This window comes from Streptomyces yerevanensis (genome assembly GCF_000716805.1).
In the GTDB taxonomy this organism is placed as follows: domain Bacteria; phylum Actinomycetota; class Actinomycetes; order Streptomycetales; family Streptomycetaceae; genus Streptomyces; species Streptomyces flaveus.
Window position 1 is genome coordinate 22,996 of the sequence record NZ_JNWJ01000035.1, and the last position, 14,363, is coordinate 37,358.

The window sequence follows — 14,363 nt, forward strand, 5'->3', positions numbered from 1 at the left end:
GCGGATTCCGGGGCCAGTACAAAAACGCGTTTGTGCAGCGTGCTGCGGTGTGCCCGCCGGACGACACGGCCGGGGCACCCGCTCGGCGCCCGCCATAGACTCGCACCTGTGCACGACCTCCCAGCTCTCGCCCGCTTCGGCCCTCTCGTCGCGACCGGACTCATCGACGTCACGAGCGACCCCGCGGCGCTGGACTCAAGTGGCTTCTGGGCCGTCTCGGCAGACTTCGAGGGGCGCCTGGTGTGCGCCCGCTTCCGTGACGTACGCCATGAGCCGGTGCCCGCGCCGGTGCCGGGGGAGTGGCGGGGGCCCGTCGTGGACAACTGGACGTCGTCGCTCGACCGCGCCGCGTACATGGCGGGCGTACGCCGCATCCGCGAGCACATAGCGGCCGGCGAGGTCTACCAGGCGAACCTCTGCCGGGTGCTGTCCGCGCCCATCGCCCCGGACGCCGACGTGGACGCGCTCACCGCGCTGCTCGCCCGCGGCAACCCGGCGCCGTATGCCGGAACGATCCGCCTTCGCGACCACGGCGTCGAAACAGCCACCGCGTCCCCCGAACTCTTTCTGCGCCGAGAGGGGCGGATCGTCGAGTCGGGCCCGATCAAGGGCACCGGACGCACCGAGGCCGATCTCCTGGAGAAGGACTACGCCGAGAACGTCATGATCGTGGACCTGGTCCGCAACGACATCGGGCGGGTCTGTGCCACCGGCTCGGTGACCGTGCCCGACCTGTGCGTCATGGAGAAGCATCCGGGTCTCGTCCACCTCGTCTCGACCGTGCGCGGCGAGTTGCGCGAGGGTGCGGGCTGGCCGGAGCTGCTGGAGGCGACGTTTCCGCCCGGCTCCGTCACCGGCGCCCCCAAGTCCAGCGCCCTGCGGATCATCAAGGCCCTGGAGACGGCGCCCCGCGGCCCGTACTGCGGCGGCATCGGCTGGGTGGACGCCGACCGGGGGACCGGGGAACTGGCCGTCGGTATCCGTACGTTTTGGCTGGACCGATCCGCCAACGACGCGGCAGTGCTGCGCTTCGGCTCCGGCGCGGGTATCACCTGGGGGTCCGACCCCGAGCTCGAGTGGCGTGAGACGGAACTGAAAGCCGCCCGACTGCTGGCTGTAGCGTCGGGGGCGTACACAGGGGCGTACGACGCAAGCGGAGGGATCTTCACGTGAAGCTCTGGCTCGACGGTGGGCTGCGGGACATCGAGTCGGCCCGTGTCTCGGTCCTCGACCACGGACTGACCGTGGGCGACGGCGTCTTCGAGACCGTCAAGGCGGTCGACGGCCGGCCGTTCGCGCTCACCCGCCATCTCGACCGGCTCGCCCGCTCGGCGCACGGCCTCGGGCTGCCCGAGCCCGACCTCGACGAGGTACGCCGGGCCTGTGCCGCCGTCCTGGACGCCAACCCGATGCCGCTGGGCCGCCTGCGGATCACGTACACCGGGGGCATCTCCCCGCTCGGTTCCGACCGCGGCGAGCACGGGCCGACCCTCGTCGTCGCCCTGGGCGAGACCAGCCGGCGCGCCGACTCCACCGCCGTGATCACCGTGCCGTGGACACGCAACGAGCGCGGCGCACTCACGGGCCTCAAGACCACGTCGTACGCCGAGAATGTCGTCGCCCTCGCCCGCGCTCGCGAACAGGGCGCGACCGAGGCGCTGTTCGCGAACACCGTGGGTCGGCTGTGCGAGGGCACCGGGTCCAATGTCTTCGTGGTCCTCGACGGCGAGATTCACACACCTCCGATCGCCTCCGGCTGCCTCGCGGGCATCACGCGCGCGCTCACCGTCGAGTGGACCGGCGCCAAGGAGACCGATCTGCCACTGGACGTTCTGGAGCGGGCGGAGGAGATCTTCCTGACCTCGACCCTGCGCGACGTACAGGCCGTGCACCGGGTCGACGCGCGCGAACTCCCGGGCGCGCCCGGGTCGGTGACCGCCAAGGCCATGCGGATCTTCGACGAGCGGGCGGGCGACGACCTCGATCCGTGACGGGGACCGGCGCCCGCTAACTGGATGACCCGTTAACTGGATGACGTGGGCCCGCAGGCAAAGGGGCGGGCCCGCAGGGCCCTCGGTTGAGGGCGGTGGTGGGAGACGGGCGGGCGGGTACAACACCCCTGATGACCACCACCCTGCGGCCGACCGAGCCGCTTCAGCGCGACGCCAACGGGGCGCTGTCACGCCACTACAGAGTGTGCGTGAACAGCCGTCCCGTGGGCGCGATACACCTTGTGACCCACCACATCTTCGGGCCGTCCGTCGCCCAGATCCGTGAGCTGGAGATCGAGGAGCCGGACCGTGGACGCGGACGGGGCACTGTGGCCGCGCTCGCCGCGGAGGAGGTGGCGCGCGGCTGGGGCTGTACGCGGATCGAGGCGTCGGTGCCCGCCGAGGCGGAGGCCGCCCTGCGGCTGGCCACGGCCCTCGGTTACGTGCTGCGCAACCGCAACATGGAGAAGCGGCTCGACGGCACCGCGCCAGAACTGCCCGCCGGCAGTCGGGGGCGCCCCATGACGGAGGCCGAGTTCGAGCCCTGGATGGAGCGGGCCAAGGAGGACTACGTCCAGGACTGGATCGCCCGAGGCGTGCCCGAATCCGAGGCCCGCGCCAAGTCCGAGCGGGACCACGCCACTTCACTGCCGGACGGGCTCGACAGCGAGGGCATGGAGTTCAGCGTCCTGGAACACGAGGGGACCCCGGTCGGCATGCTGTGGCTGGGGTCGCGCGACGGCTGGGGGTTCGTCTACGACGTCGAGGCCGACGAGCGGTGCCGGGGCCGAGGACACGGCCGTTCGCTGATGCTCCTGGCGGAGGCGCAGGCGATCGCCGCCGGACGCACCGGCATCCGCCTGAACGTCTTCGCCGGGAACACCCCGGCCGAGCGGCTCTACGAGTCACTCGGCTACCAGACGATCACCCACCACCTCTACAAGAACCTGCTGTAGGGGGCAGCCGAGAACCTGCTGCGGGGACGGCAGGGTCTTGTGGAGGGCCGGGCCTCGAAGCTGCCGACGGGAGCAGGTCTCTTCGGAGCTCAGGCCTCCCGCTCGACCAGCAGCCGGTCCACGATCTCCTCGATGCGCTCGCGCAGCCCCTCCTGGCTCTTGCCGCCGTCGAGGCGCTCGCCGTCGATGACGTACGTCGGCGTGCCGGTCACGCCGATGGCCTTGCCCTCGGCCTGGTCGGCGTCGACGATCAGGATGTGCCGGCCGTCGATCAGGGCGGTGTCGAACTCTTCGGCGTCCAGACCGAGTTCACGGGCCACCTCGACCAGGAAGGGTTCTCCCTTACGGTTCAGCTCCTCGATGCGGCCCAGCACCGCCTCGACGTACGGCCAGGCCTGGCCCTGTTCCGCGGCCTCCTCGGCAGCCTGCGCGGCTGCGAACGCGTGCTTGTGCTTCTCCAGCGGGAAGTGCCGCAGCCGCAGATCCAGCCGGTCGCCGTAGCGGGCGCGCAGCGCGCGTAGGTCGTCGAGGGCGCTACGGCAGTCGGGGCACTGGAGTTCGCACCAGACGTCCAGGACGGGGACGGCGGGGTGCGCGGGGGAGGAGTCGCTCATGTGCACCAGTCTCCCAGCCGTGGCCGAGGAGGCCCAAACCGTGGCCGAGGAGGCCCGAACGGGGACCTTCGAGGGTACGGAACGACGAGGGTACGGAAACGGGTACCTACAGGGGTACAGAGGAACCGGGCCCTGAGGAGGACCCGACCCGGAGATGTCCCTGAGGTCTGCCCGGACCATGGCATAGCGGGCACGGTGCGGTGCAGGATGGAAGGGACGAAGCGACCCTGCCCGAGCGAGTCCTGCCCTGGAGGACCGGATGATTGCCGAGACCGTCTGTTCCGCCGTCTCCGCGGCAGGCCTGGGTATCGCCGCGGTCACCGCGTATCGCAAGCGTTTCCTCGCGGCGGCTCGCCTGGTCGCGTACTCGTTGGTGCCCCTTGGCCTGGTGATGACCGGGGCCGTGGAATGGGCGGCCGACACCGCCTTCAGCCCGGTGGCCTGGGCGGGCTTCGGCGTGCTCGGCGCCGCGTGGCTGCTGTTCACGACCACGCGGGCCGTTGAGCGGCGCGGCGGCGGGACCCGCAAGGAACGCAGGGCGGCCCGGGCCGCGCAGCGCGAGGCGGTGGCCCCCACGGCCTCGGCGCCCTCGCTGGGCCCGGCGAAGAGTCCGGCGACCCGTCCCGAGTCCAAGACCAAGGCCAAGCCCCGTGCCGCCGAGCCAGGGGACGACTTCAGCGACATCGAAGCCATCCTGAAGAAGCACGGCATATGACGCGCGTATGACGCCGGGAGCAGGGCATATGCCGCTCTGAAACGACACAGTGAGCCGGGCGGTGCGCGGAGGGATGGAGCCCGGGATGCATGCCGGAATCCGCGTCTGAGCGGTCTATCCCAGATACTGGACCGTCACATCACGGATTTCAGCTAACTCCCCCATATTTCGGGCGTGTTGATCGCGTCGAGGCTCTCGGCTGCGTCATCATCGCCCGCGAGATGCTGGACACAACACAGAGCGACAGCGCCGCGCCCGAAGGGGAGCGGCGAGGTTGTCTCTTCGCACTTTCCCAGCCACCGCTGATGATCTTCCTTGCGGTGATCGGCTGTCTGCTGCTCATGGCTTCGCTGCACGATCTGCTGCTGCTCTGAGCCGTATGCGGAGTCCCTGGCGCCACCCGCCGAGGACTCCGTCAGCCCGCCGCCTCCTTGCGTCGCGCCCGGTAGGCGGCCACATGCAGACGGTTTCCGCAGGTCCGGCTGTCGCAGTAGCGGCGGGAGCGGTTGCGGGAGAGGTCCACAAAGGCATGCCGGCAGTCGGGCGCCTCGCAGCGTCGCAGCCTGTCCTGTTCACCGGCCACCACGAAGAACGCCAACGCCATCCCGCAGTCGGCGGCGAGATGATCCGCGACGGACGCACCGGGTGCGAAGTAGTGCACATGCCAGTCGTAGCCGTCGTGGTCGGTGAGCCGTGGCGTGGTGCCGGCCGCGGCGACCAGCTCGTTGATCAGCACGGCGGCGGCCCGGGCATCGGGTGCCGCGAAGATCCCGCAGAACCGGCCGCGGATCTTGCGTACCGCCGAGAGATCGAGCTCGGACAGTGACCCGACATCGCTGATGTCGTGCTTGCGTACGAACTCGTCCAGATCCGAGACACTCGCGAGCCCGTCCGCCGTGTCGTCCTCCGGTGCGGTGTTCACCAGATCGACCACGATGTCGAGGGCGCACCGGGTGTCGTGGGTGATCAGCACGTTTCGCTCCCTGGCCTGGGGTCGGGCGGGCGCCCGCCGATGCTGGCCGATGCTAGCGGCTCCGTGACACAGGGGACTCGGCGCCATCCACGCCGAGCGGCCGGATGGGCAGAGCCGGTACGTGTCCTGGTGTCGAGCGTACGTTTGGCCGTGCCCGGGGCACGCAGGCGTTGGGTCGCACTGTGGGGTACGAACGCGTTTGTTCGTGCCCGGCGGTACGCATGCGTTCGTCCATGCCTGGAAGTACGCACGTCGACGCCGCCTCCGCGGAATCCGCGACGACGGCGCCTGTGTATACCGTATGGGCTGTCCGAGCTCGTGCCGTCTCCCCGAGTGGACGGCGCCGGGCGGCTTGTGCGGGGCCTCGTCCTAGCTTTCGGCCAGGATGTGCGAGAGCTCCGTGTCGAGATCGAAATGGCGGTGCTCCGTGCCCGGGGGGACGGCGGCGTCCGTTCGCTTCAGGAACGACTCCAGGGCCCGCGCCGGGGCCTCGAGCAGAGCTTCCCCTTCCGGGGAGCTCAGGGCGATGCACACGACGCCCTGACCGTGACTGCGGGACGGCCAGACACGGACGTCGCCCGTGCCGGTGGGCCGGTGCAGTCCTTCGGCGAGGAGATCGCGGGCGAACACCCACTCGACGGTTTCCTCGGCTCCGGTGTGGAAGGTGGCGTGCACGGCGTAGGGATCGGCCGTGTCATACCGCAGTCCTGCGGGAACGGGCAGTGAGGACTCGCTCGACACAACGAGGCGCAGGTGCAGCTCGCAGCTGACCGTGGTGTTCATAAGCGCCAGGGCCTTTCGCTCAGTGTGCGCTCGGGGATTCGCACGTCGGCGAAATCGACATGCCACCTACGGTGCCGTTGTAAACCCCTCTGAGTGTTTTGAGTGTCTTTAGGTAGCTCATCCGGCCGAGTGTGCGTTCGTCGACTACGACCATTTCAGCGACTGGTTTGTGTCCGGTAGGGTTCGGCCGTATGAATACGGGGAGTGACGAAACGGGGGAGGCCGTCGTGGCGGCCGATGAGACGAAGGGCGAGTCGCCGCTCGGGTCGCGTGCGCCGGAATTCATCAAGGCGCGACGCATGCTGCACCTGAGCTGGCAGGTGGGCGTGTTCGTGGTGGGCCTCGCGGTCGTGGTGGCCGGCGTGATCATGCTGCCGCTGCCCGGGCCGGGCTGGCTGGTGATCTTCGGCGGCATGGCGATCTGGGCCACCGAGTTCGTCTGGGCGCAGCTGGTGCTCCGCTGGACGAAGCGCAAGGTCACCGAAGCGACGCAGCGGGCGCTCGATCCCAAGGTGCGCAGACGCAACATCATCCTGACGACGATCGGTCTGGTGATCGTCGGGGTGCTGGCCGGGATCTACCTCTATCGGTTCGGCTTCGTGATGCCGTGGAAGATCAAGGAGTAGCGGGGCTCCGCGTGCTCGGCGGGCGGTCGGAAGCATCCCCTGACATGGGGTAATGTTTTCCTACGTCCGGGCGATTAGCTCAGCGGGAGAGCGCTTCGTTCACACCGAAGAGGTCACTGGTTCGATCCCAGTATCGCCCACGAGTGCGAGGGCGACCCATGTCCGCGAAAGGTGCGGACCGGGTCGCCCTCGTCGTTTTTACGCGGCTTCGCCGCGCGAGGCGGGGGCTTCGCCACCCGCACCACCCGCACCCCCATGGGGTCCGTTGAGGTGAGCGCTTCAGTTCGCCTGGCGCCCCAGAAGGTCCACCGGCGCGAGGCCGCACCGGGCGGAGGCGGCGGAGGGCTCCGCTACCTGCGTACGCACTTCTGGGGATCTCTTGGATGAGCCGGGGCTTCCAGCAGCCACAGGCCAGGTCGTACGTCCCCGATGTCGGCCGAGGCGGCGGAAAGTTGTGAAGGCTTACGGTTCGGGGCTGATCGCGGGCGCCTGACCAGGGCCTACGGCTCCCATCCTGGACGTGCGCCATGCCTTCCGTCGCGCGGAGCCCACGTCTCGGCTCGCGCCCCCCGCCGTTGCCACCGGGGACCTGTCGTGCTGCCCCGGTCGGCGCCTCGGCCCGCGACCGTCTTGTACGGCCCCCTGCCCTGCCCGTTGCGCCCGCCCCGCCCCCCGCCGTCGGCCTTCGGCCCGGACCTGGTCCCATCGCCCGCGAGTCATGGAGCCGACTCGCTACGCCTCTTCGCGTCCATTCTCGATCCCCGCCTCGCTTCCCGATCATCCGTCAACTCCCCACCCCGCCTCTGACTTCCCTCCTCACCCTCCCCAACTTCGGCAAGCCGCCCACCGTTCGACCGGTCGACCTCACCCACCCCACCTGCACAGTCGTCCAACACTCCAGCCCCACCACCCCCGTTCGTGCCGTCGCGCGAGCGACCCCGTCCACATCAATTCCTGTCCGAGTCATTGACGCGCCCGGAGGGCCTCCGTAACTTGTGCCAGCAAGCGCTTACTTGAAACGATTCATGGGGCGGACGCAACGTCGCGGGGAGGCTCAACCATGCAGCAGGACAGAAAAGTTGAGAGGCGAACGATCCTTAAGGCGGGGGGAGCCTCAGTGGCCGCGCTGGGGCTGGGGGCGACGGCGACCGCCTGCGGGGACGGCAGCGGCGCCGGGGACGGGACGGTGACGATCCGTTACGCGTGGTGGGGCGCTGAAGACCGAGCCAAGCGGATCAATGAGACCGTCAAGCTCTTCGAAAAGAAGTACCCGAAGATCAAGGTGAAAACGGACTTCCAGGTTTACCCGGACTTCTGGAAGAAGTTCAATACCCAGGCTTCCGGCGGCAATCCGCCCGATGTCTTCCAGAACGCCATCGGATTCCTACGCAAATACGACGCGAAGAATGTGCTGCTCGATCTCAGCGAGCAGGTCAAGGCGGGCAACCTCTCCATGGACGGTTTCCGCGCCGGCCTGGAGAAGTTCGGCGAGATCGACGGCAAGCTGCTCGGTGTTCCGGTCGGCTCCAACTCGATGGCCCTGGTCATCGACAAGCCCGTCTACACCAAGGCCGGCGTGAAGCCGGAGCAGGGCTGGACCTGGGACGACTTCGACGCGGCGATGAAGAAGATCCGCGACAAGGCGGGGCGTGCCGGTGACACCGGCCCGTACAACGTCATGTACCTCTACGACCTCTACCTCCGCCAGAACGGGAAGGCGTTCTTCACGGAGGACGGGCTCGGGTTCACGGAAGCTGACCTGAAGGAATGGTGGACCAAGGCCAAGAAGGCAGTCGACGACGGCATCTACGCCAACCAGAAGAAGATCGCCCAGATCAAGCCCAAGTCGGCGGTCGCCGCCGAGCTCTCGGGCGGTGAGTTCACCTGGGACAACTTCACCGTCCGCTACACCTCCGAGGGCAAGAGCGAATACGGCCTGGCGCCCATCCCGACCACGGACGGCAAGAAGACCGGCCAGTACCTCGGCTCTCTCATGCTCAGCGCCTCCAAGCGCACCCAGCACCCCAAGGAAGTCGCCCAGTTCATCGACTTCATGGTGCACGACCCGGAGGTCGCCAAGATCATGGGCTACGACCGAGGTGTGCCCGCGACGCAGGCCCAGTACGACGCCTTCAAGCCGACCGACCCGGTCAACAAGGAGATAGCCGCCTACGAGGAGTCCCTCGTCGCGGCGGGCGTCCTGGAGCCCATCACCCCGCACCCGAGCGGCGCGGACGTCTGCGAGGCAGCGTTCCTGCGCCTCGGTGAGGAACTCGGCCTGGGCAAGCGGTCGGTGGACGACGCCGTCAAGCAGTTCTTCACCGAGTCGAAGACGGCTCTCAGCAGCTGATGGGAACCACCGTGACACACGCCCCTGCGATGGAGGGCCTGTCCAAGGACTCCGAGCCGCGGCACGGTCCGGTGAAATCCCCGCGCCCCGCCGAACTCAAGCGGCGGGGCCGCCGGGAGAACCTGGCCGGCTATCTCTTCATGTCCCCCTGGATCGCCGGATTCCTGCTGCTCACAGCGGGCCCGATGGTCGCCTCGCTCTATTTCGCGTTCACCGACTACAACCTGTTCGACTCGCCCAAGTGGATCGGCCTCGACAACTTCTCCGAGATGTTCGGCGACCCGCGCTGGCGTCACTCGGTGCAGGTGACGATCTGGTACGTCATCGTCGGTACGCCGCTCAAGCTGCTCATCGCCCTCGGTGTGGCCCTGCTCCTCGCCCAGAAGCGGCGCGGACAGGCCTTCTACCGGGCCGCCTTCTACGCTCCGTCGCTGATCGGGGCGAGCGTCTCCATCGCCATCGTCTGGAAGGCGATCTTCTCGGACGACGCCATCGTCGACCGTACGCAGAAGATCTTCGGCGTGAACGTCGGCGGCTGGACCGGCGACCCAGACATGATCATCTACAGCCTGGTGGCGCTCACCGTCTGGCAGTTCGGCGCCCCCATGGTCATCTTCCTGGCCGGCCTCAAGCAGGTCCCGCAGGAGTTGTACGAAGCGGCCGAGGTCGACGGAGCGGGCAAGCTGCGGCGGTTCTGGAACATCACGCTGCCGATGATTTCCCCGGTCCTCTTCTTCAACGTCCTTCTGGAGACCATCCACTCCTTCCAGATCTTCAGCTCGGCGTACATCGTCGGCGGCGGAGCCGGAGGCAACGCCTGTGGTCCCGCGGACGGTTCGATGGTCTACACCTGCTACCTCTACGTCCAGGGCTTCGAGAACAGCCGGATGGGCCTGGCCTCCGCCATGGCCTGGATGCTGCTGGTCGCGGTCGCCCTGGTGACGGCGGTGCTGTTCTGGTCCCAGAAGCGCTGGGTGCACTACGAGGAGGGCGCCTCATGAGCGCGCAGGTCACAGAGATCACGCCGGCTCAGGGGCAGTCGACGAAGGCGGGCAACTTCCGGCGCAGGCTGCCCGGTTCGCTCGCCTGGCACATCGGGTCCCTGGCGATCCTCGCCGTCATCCTCTACCCGGTGATCTGGGTCATCGGCGGATCCTTCAAGAAGAGCGAAGACATCGTCGGCAGCCTGGACCTCTTCCCCAGCTCCCCGATCATCTCCAACTACACCGGCCTCACCGAGGGCATCGCGGACATCTCGATCTCCACGTTCTTCCTCAACTCGCTTTTCCTCGCGGTCGGTTCGGTGATCGGGATCGTGATCTCGTGCTCGCTGACCGCGTACGCCTTCGCGAAGATCAAGTTCGCGGGCCGCAACCTGATGTTCACGCTGATGATCGGCACACTCCTGCTGCCGTACCACGTGCTGCTCATCCCGCAGTACGTGCTGTTCCGCAACATGAACATGATCAACACGTACACGCCGCTCCTGCTGGGCAAGTACCTCGCCATCGAGGCGTTCTTCGTCTTCCTGATGGTGCAGTTCATGCGCAACCTGCCCAAGGAACTCGACGAGGCGGCCCGCCTCGACGGCTGCGGCCACCTGCGCATCTACTGGTCGATCGTGCTCCCGCTGTGCCGCCCGGCGCTGATCACCAGCGCGATCTTCACTTTCATCAACTCCTGGAACGACTTCATGGGCCCGTTGATCTACCTCAACGAGCCCGACAAGTACACGGTCTCGCTCGGCCTGAAGATGTTCGTCGACCAGGAAGGCCTTGCGAACTACGGCGGCATGATCGCCATGTCGCTCGTCGCCCTCCTGCCGGTGCTCGCCTTCTTCATGGCCTTCCAGCGCTACTTGATCGACGGTATGGCGACGTCGGGTCTGAAGGGCTGAGGTGCGCAGGATGAGCCAGGCATCTGCCAAGACACGCGGTACGCCGCGGGAGTCCGTCTTCGCCGAGCGGTTCGCGCTCTTCGCCGAGTGCCTGCTGACGGGCGTATGGATTGCGGTGGCCTCGCTGCCCCTGGTCACCTACCCGGCCGCGTTCGCCGCCGGGGCGCGGCATCTGCGGCGGCGTACGGAGCATCAGGGCGGCGGCTGGCGGGAGTTCGTCGCCGACTTCCGGGCGGCCGTGCACCGCGGGTGGGTCGTCGGCGTCGCCGGCTGGGGCGCGGCCGTCGCGGTCTGGGTAGATGTGCAGGCCGTACGGGCCGGGATCCCCGGCGGGCCGTTCGTCGGCGCCGTCGGGATGTTCGCCCTGATCGGACTGGCCGTCGCCGGAATGCGTGCGGCGGCGGTCTGGGAGCCCGGGGCGTCGTGGCGGGTGCTGCTCGGGGCCGCCGGACGCCGTACTGTCCTCGACCCTGCCGGGTCCTTCCTGCTCGTCGGCGGACTGGTCGTGGTGGCCTGCTCCGCCTGGTTCGTCGCGCCGCTGGCGGTCCCCGTCCTGGGGGCCGTCGCGGCGGCGGCTCTCGCCGTGGAGGCGCGCGGCCGACGCCACTGAGCGGCCGCAACTCGAACAAGGTCGGCGCCCCGGCGTCGTACCTCTCTCTGTCATGCCCCTGACTTCCCCGCACGGAAAGGAAAGGCTGATTTCGATGGCTCCCATCCCCCGCAGGTCCCTCCTCAAGGCCGCAGCAGTCGCCGGCGCCGCCGCCCAGTTCAGCTGGGCCTTGGGCACACAAGACGCGCAGGCCGCGCCCAGAGCCGAGCCGGGCGACGCCGACCCGGTGACCCTGGACTGGCTCGAGGAGGGCGGCCTCGGCGCCGCCCCCGGCTCCACCGTGGGCGTGCCCTGGCCGAAGGGCGCGTACGAGAAGGACCAGACGTTCGCGCTGAAGGACGCCGACGGCAAGGAGATGCCGGTCCAGTCCTGGCCCATCGGCTACTGGCCGGACGGCTCGCTGAAGTGGACCGCGCACGCGGTCGGAACCGGAGTCGGTGCCGGGAAGCTGACGCTCGCCGCCGGTGCGCCCGCGGCGCCCGAGAAGAAGGTCACCGTCGACAAGAGCGGCGGCACCATCGACATATCGACCGGTGTCATCACCGCGAAGATCGGCAAGAGCGGCTCCACGCTCGTCAAGTCCGTCACCCGCGGCTCCACCGAGATCGCCAAGGACGGCCGGCTCGTACTGCTGCGCCAGCCCGAGATCGAGGACGGCGACCAGGGCGCGGAGAAGTACGAGCGGTTCGAGAGCGTCATCGGCGAGGTGGAGGTCGAGCAGGACGGGCCGGTACGTGCCGTAGTCCGCATCGACGGCAAGCACCGTAAGGGTGGCCGGAGTTGGCTGCCGTTCTCGGTCCGGCTCTACTTCTACGCGGGTGCCGAGTCGTTCCGCATGGTGCACACGATCACGTTCGACGGGAAGCAGGAGCCCGGCAAGGCGAGCGGCGACTTCATCCGCGGCATCGGTGTGCGCTTCAAGGTGCCGATGAGGGACGCCGCGTACGACCGGCACATCCGCATCGGCGGCGAGGGCACCGGTCTGCTGCGCGAGGCGGTCAAGGGCATCACAGGGCTGCGGCGCGACCCGGGGGCGGCCGTGCGGACGGCCCAGTTCGAGGGCAAGAAGCTGCCCGACCCGTCCACCTGGGACCAGCGGGTGACCACCCGGCTGCAATACATCCCCGAGTGGGGTGACTACACCCTCTCGCAGCTCTCGGCCGACGGCTTCGGCGTCCGCAAGCGCACCAAGAAGGGCCACGGCTGGATCCCTGCAGGCGGCGGCCGTCGGGCGAGCGGCTTCGGGTACGTCGGTGGCGCGAGCGGTGGATTCGCCTTCGGCCTCAGGGACTTCTGGGAGAAGTTCCCCGCCCAGCTCGACATCCGCGATGCCCAGACCGACGAGGCCGAGGTCACGCTCTGGCTCTGGTCGCCCGAGGCGCAGCCCATGGACCTGCGCTTCTACCACGACGGCATGGGCCAGGACACGTACCCCGAACAGCTCGAAGGCCTCAACATCACCTACGAGGACTACGAGCCCGGCTTCGGCACGCCCTACGGCATCGCCCGCACCAGCGAACTCCTTTTCTGGGCCCACGAGTCCACACCCAGCGCAGAGGCAATGGCCAAGCAGGTCGAGGCCGTACGCACTCCGCCGCAGCTCGCCGCCCCGCCCAAACAGCTCATCAAAGCAGGCGTCTTCGGCAAGCTGTTCGCCGAGCCGGACCGCTCCACCGCCGCCAAGGCGAAGATCGAGGACCACCTCGACTTCCTCTTCACCTACTACAAGGACCAGGTGGAGATGCGCCGTTGGTACGGCTTCTGGGACTACGGCGACATCATGCACAGCTATGACCCCAGCCGCCACCAGTGGTGCTACGACGTCGGCGGCTACGCCTGGGACAACTCCGAACTCTCGCCCGACCTGTGGCTCTGGTTCGCGTACATGCGCTCCGGCCGCGCCGACATCTTCCGCTTCGCCGAGGCCATGACCCGCCACACCGGCGAGGTCGACGTCTACCACCTCGGCAAATGGGCGGGCCTCGGCACCCGCCACGGCGTCCAGCACTACGCCGACAGCGCCAAGCAGCAGCGCATCGCCAACACCACCTACCGTCGCTACTACTACTTCCTCACCGCGGACGAACGCGTCGGCGACCTCATGCACGCCAATGTCGACTCCGACGAGACGTTCCTCGTCCTCGACCCCATCCGTAAGATCCGCACCGAGCCGTACACGCCCGACCGGAACGCGCTGTCGATCGGTTTCGGCACGGACTGGAGCGGACTCGTCTCCGCCTGGCTCACCGAGTGGGAACGGCGCGGCCCCAAGTGGGAGAAGGCCAAGGCCAGGGTTCTGTCCACGATGGAGACCATCGCCGCCCAGCCCAACGGCTTCGTCCAGGGCAACGCGCTGTACGACCTGGACACCGGCAAGTTCGCCGTGGACAAGGAGGCCAAGGTCAGCGTCTCGCACCTGTCGGCGATGTTCGGTCTGGTCGAGCTGAACGCCGAGCTCATCGACCAGATCGACATGCCGAAGTTCAAGGAGGCGTGGCTCGACTACTGCCGCTACTTCAACGCCACCAAGGCGGAACAGGCCGCCCGCTACGGCTCCAACTTCGGCAACCTGCTGCTCTTCCAGGGCCACTCACGCCAAGACGCTTACGCCGCCGTGCAGTTGAAGGACGACAAGCTGGCCGCGCGTGCGTGGCGGCAGTTCTACAGCAGCGCCGACCCCTGGGACTACAAGGAGTCCACGGACTGGTCCACGAAGAAGATCGAGGGCCCGACCGCCCTGGTGCCCGGCAGCGAGGCGGCGTGGGTGTCCACCAACGCGACGGCGCTGTACGGCCTTGCGGCGATCCAGAACCTGGCGCTGGTCGGCGACAAGATCCCGTCATGACGG

At 68.3% G+C, this 14,363-nt stretch carries 14 protein-coding genes and 1 tRNA gene; 12 read left to right on the forward strand and 3 right to left on the reverse strand.

Annotation, left to right across the window (positions count from 1 at the left end):
• Positions 1 to 108 precede the first annotated feature (108 nt).
• The 3 genes from OP79_RS30825 to OP79_RS30835 all read left to right on the forward strand — a co-directional run bounded on the left by OP79_RS30825 (position 109) and on the right by OP79_RS30835 (position 2,947).
• On the forward strand, positions 109 to 1,173 hold the full coding sequence (locus OP79_RS30825) for a chorismate-binding protein (protein ID WP_033324876.1): 1,065 nt from the start codon (positions 109 to 111) through the stop codon (positions 1,171 to 1,173).
• A complete protein-coding gene (locus OP79_RS30830; protein WP_033324877.1) occupies positions 1,170 to 1,991 on the forward strand; it encodes an aminotransferase class IV in 822 nt (273 codons plus the stop codon). Before OP79_RS30825 ends, OP79_RS30830 begins: the two co-directional genes overlap by 4 nt.
• Positions 1,992 to 2,122: 131 nt before the next feature.
• On the forward strand, positions 2,123 to 2,947 hold the full coding sequence (locus OP79_RS30835) for a GNAT family N-acetyltransferase (RefSeq protein ID WP_033324878.1): 825 nt from the start codon (positions 2,123 to 2,125) through the stop codon (positions 2,945 to 2,947).
• Positions 2,948 to 3,036: 89 nt separating this feature from the next.
• On the opposite strand, the gene OP79_RS30840 is transcribed toward OP79_RS30835, so the two are convergent.
• Positions 3,037 to 3,561: a DsbA family protein gene (locus OP79_RS30840; protein WP_033324879.1), complete on the reverse strand. Its 525-nt coding sequence runs from the start codon at positions 3,559 to 3,561 to the stop codon at positions 3,037 to 3,039.
• Between the two features lie 259 nt (positions 3,562 to 3,820).
• On the opposite strand from OP79_RS30840, the gene OP79_RS30845 reads away from it, so the two are divergent.
• Complete coding sequence (locus tag OP79_RS30845; protein ID WP_033324880.1) at positions 3,821 to 4,276, forward strand: hypothetical protein; 456 nt, start codon at positions 3,821 to 3,823, stop codon at positions 4,274 to 4,276.
• A gap of 221 nt (positions 4,277 to 4,497) precedes the next feature.
• The gene (locus OP79_RS56120) at positions 4,498 to 4,650 is read left to right on the forward strand and encodes a hypothetical protein (protein ID WP_169786227.1); all 153 of its coding nucleotides are present in this window, start codon (positions 4,498 to 4,500) and stop codon (positions 4,648 to 4,650) included.
• A 41-nt stretch (positions 4,651 to 4,691) separates the two neighbouring features.
• On the opposite strand, the gene OP79_RS30850 is transcribed toward OP79_RS56120, so the two are convergent.
• On the reverse strand, positions 4,692 to 5,249 hold the full coding sequence (locus OP79_RS30850) for a CGNR zinc finger domain-containing protein (protein WP_033324882.1): 558 nt from the start codon (positions 5,247 to 5,249) through the stop codon (positions 4,692 to 4,694).
• 369 nt (positions 5,250 to 5,618) lie between these two features.
• Positions 5,619 to 6,032, reverse strand: a complete 414-nt coding sequence (locus tag OP79_RS30855) for an SsgA family sporulation/cell division regulator (protein WP_003959770.1) — start codon at positions 6,030 to 6,032, stop codon at positions 5,619 to 5,621.
• 191 nt (positions 6,033 to 6,223) lie between these two features.
• On the opposite strand from OP79_RS30855, the gene OP79_RS30860 reads away from it, so the two are divergent.
• The 7 genes from OP79_RS30860 to OP79_RS30890 all read left to right on the forward strand — a co-directional run bounded on the left by OP79_RS30860 (position 6,224) and on the right by OP79_RS30890 (position 14,360).
• The gene (locus OP79_RS30860; RefSeq protein WP_033324885.1) at positions 6,224 to 6,658 is read left to right on the forward strand and encodes a TIGR02611 family protein; all 435 of its coding nucleotides are present in this window, start codon (positions 6,224 to 6,226) and stop codon (positions 6,656 to 6,658) included.
• A 68-nt stretch (positions 6,659 to 6,726) separates the two neighbouring features.
• Positions 6,727 to 6,798 (forward strand) — tRNA-Val (locus OP79_RS30865).
• 920 nt (positions 6,799 to 7,718) lie between these two features.
• On the forward strand, positions 7,719 to 9,008 hold the full coding sequence (locus OP79_RS30870) for an ABC transporter substrate-binding protein (protein WP_033324887.1): 1,290 nt from the start codon (positions 7,719 to 7,721) through the stop codon (positions 9,006 to 9,008).
• Positions 9,008 to 10,009, forward strand: coding sequence for a carbohydrate ABC transporter permease (locus OP79_RS30875; RefSeq protein ID WP_033324888.1), 1,002 nt, complete (start codon positions 9,008 to 9,010; stop codon positions 10,007 to 10,009). Before OP79_RS30870 ends, OP79_RS30875 begins: the two co-directional genes overlap by 1 nt.
• Positions 10,006 to 10,905, forward strand: coding sequence for a carbohydrate ABC transporter permease (locus OP79_RS30880; protein ID WP_033324890.1), 900 nt, complete (start codon positions 10,006 to 10,008; stop codon positions 10,903 to 10,905). Before OP79_RS30875 ends, OP79_RS30880 begins: the two co-directional genes overlap by 4 nt.
• A 10-nt stretch (positions 10,906 to 10,915) precedes the next feature.
• A complete protein-coding gene (locus OP79_RS30885; RefSeq protein WP_033324892.1) occupies positions 10,916 to 11,515 on the forward strand; it encodes a hypothetical protein in 600 nt (199 codons plus the stop codon).
• Between the two features lie 94 nt (positions 11,516 to 11,609).
• Entirely contained in the window at positions 11,610 to 14,360 is a 2,751-nt protein-coding gene (locus OP79_RS30890) for an exo-rhamnogalacturonan lyase family protein (protein WP_033324893.1), read from the forward strand.
• The last annotated feature ends 3 nt before the right edge of the window (positions 14,361 to 14,363 follow it).

Excerpts from the sequence above, each read along its gene's own strand:
- OP79_RS30860 (WP_033324885.1), top strand. The coding sequence starts at position 6,224 with ATGAATACGGGGAGTGACGAAACGGGGGAGGCCGTCGTGGCGGCCGAT.
- OP79_RS30880 (WP_033324890.1), top strand. The coding sequence starts at position 10,006 with ATGAGCGCGCAGGTCACAGAGATCACGCCGGCTCAGGGGCAGTCGACG.
- OP79_RS30890 (WP_033324893.1), top strand. The coding sequence starts at position 11,610 with ATGGCTCCCATCCCCCGCAGGTCCCTCCTCAAGGCCGCAGCAGTCGCC.
- OP79_RS30885 (WP_033324892.1), top strand. The coding sequence starts at position 10,916 with ATGAGCCAGGCATCTGCCAAGACACGCGGTACGCCGCGGGAGTCCGTC.
- OP79_RS30875 (WP_033324888.1), top strand. The coding sequence starts at position 9,008 with ATGGGAACCACCGTGACACACGCCCCTGCGATGGAGGGCCTGTCCAAG.
- OP79_RS30835 (WP_033324878.1), top strand. The coding sequence starts at position 2,123 with ATGACCACCACCCTGCGGCCGACCGAGCCGCTTCAGCGCGACGCCAAC.
- OP79_RS30845 (WP_033324880.1), top strand. The coding sequence starts at position 3,821 with ATGATTGCCGAGACCGTCTGTTCCGCCGTCTCCGCGGCAGGCCTGGGT.
- OP79_RS30870 (WP_033324887.1), top strand. The coding sequence starts at position 7,719 with ATGCAGCAGGACAGAAAAGTTGAGAGGCGAACGATCCTTAAGGCGGGG.
- OP79_RS30840 (WP_033324879.1), bottom strand. The coding sequence starts at position 3,561 with ATGAGCGACTCCTCCCCCGCGCACCCCGCCGTCCCCGTCCTGGACGTC.
- OP79_RS30855 (WP_003959770.1), bottom strand. The coding sequence starts at position 6,032 with ATGAACACCACGGTCAGCTGCGAGCTGCACCTGCGCCTCGTTGTGTCG.
- OP79_RS56120 (WP_169786227.1), top strand. The coding sequence starts at position 4,498 with ATGCTGGACACAACACAGAGCGACAGCGCCGCGCCCGAAGGGGAGCGG.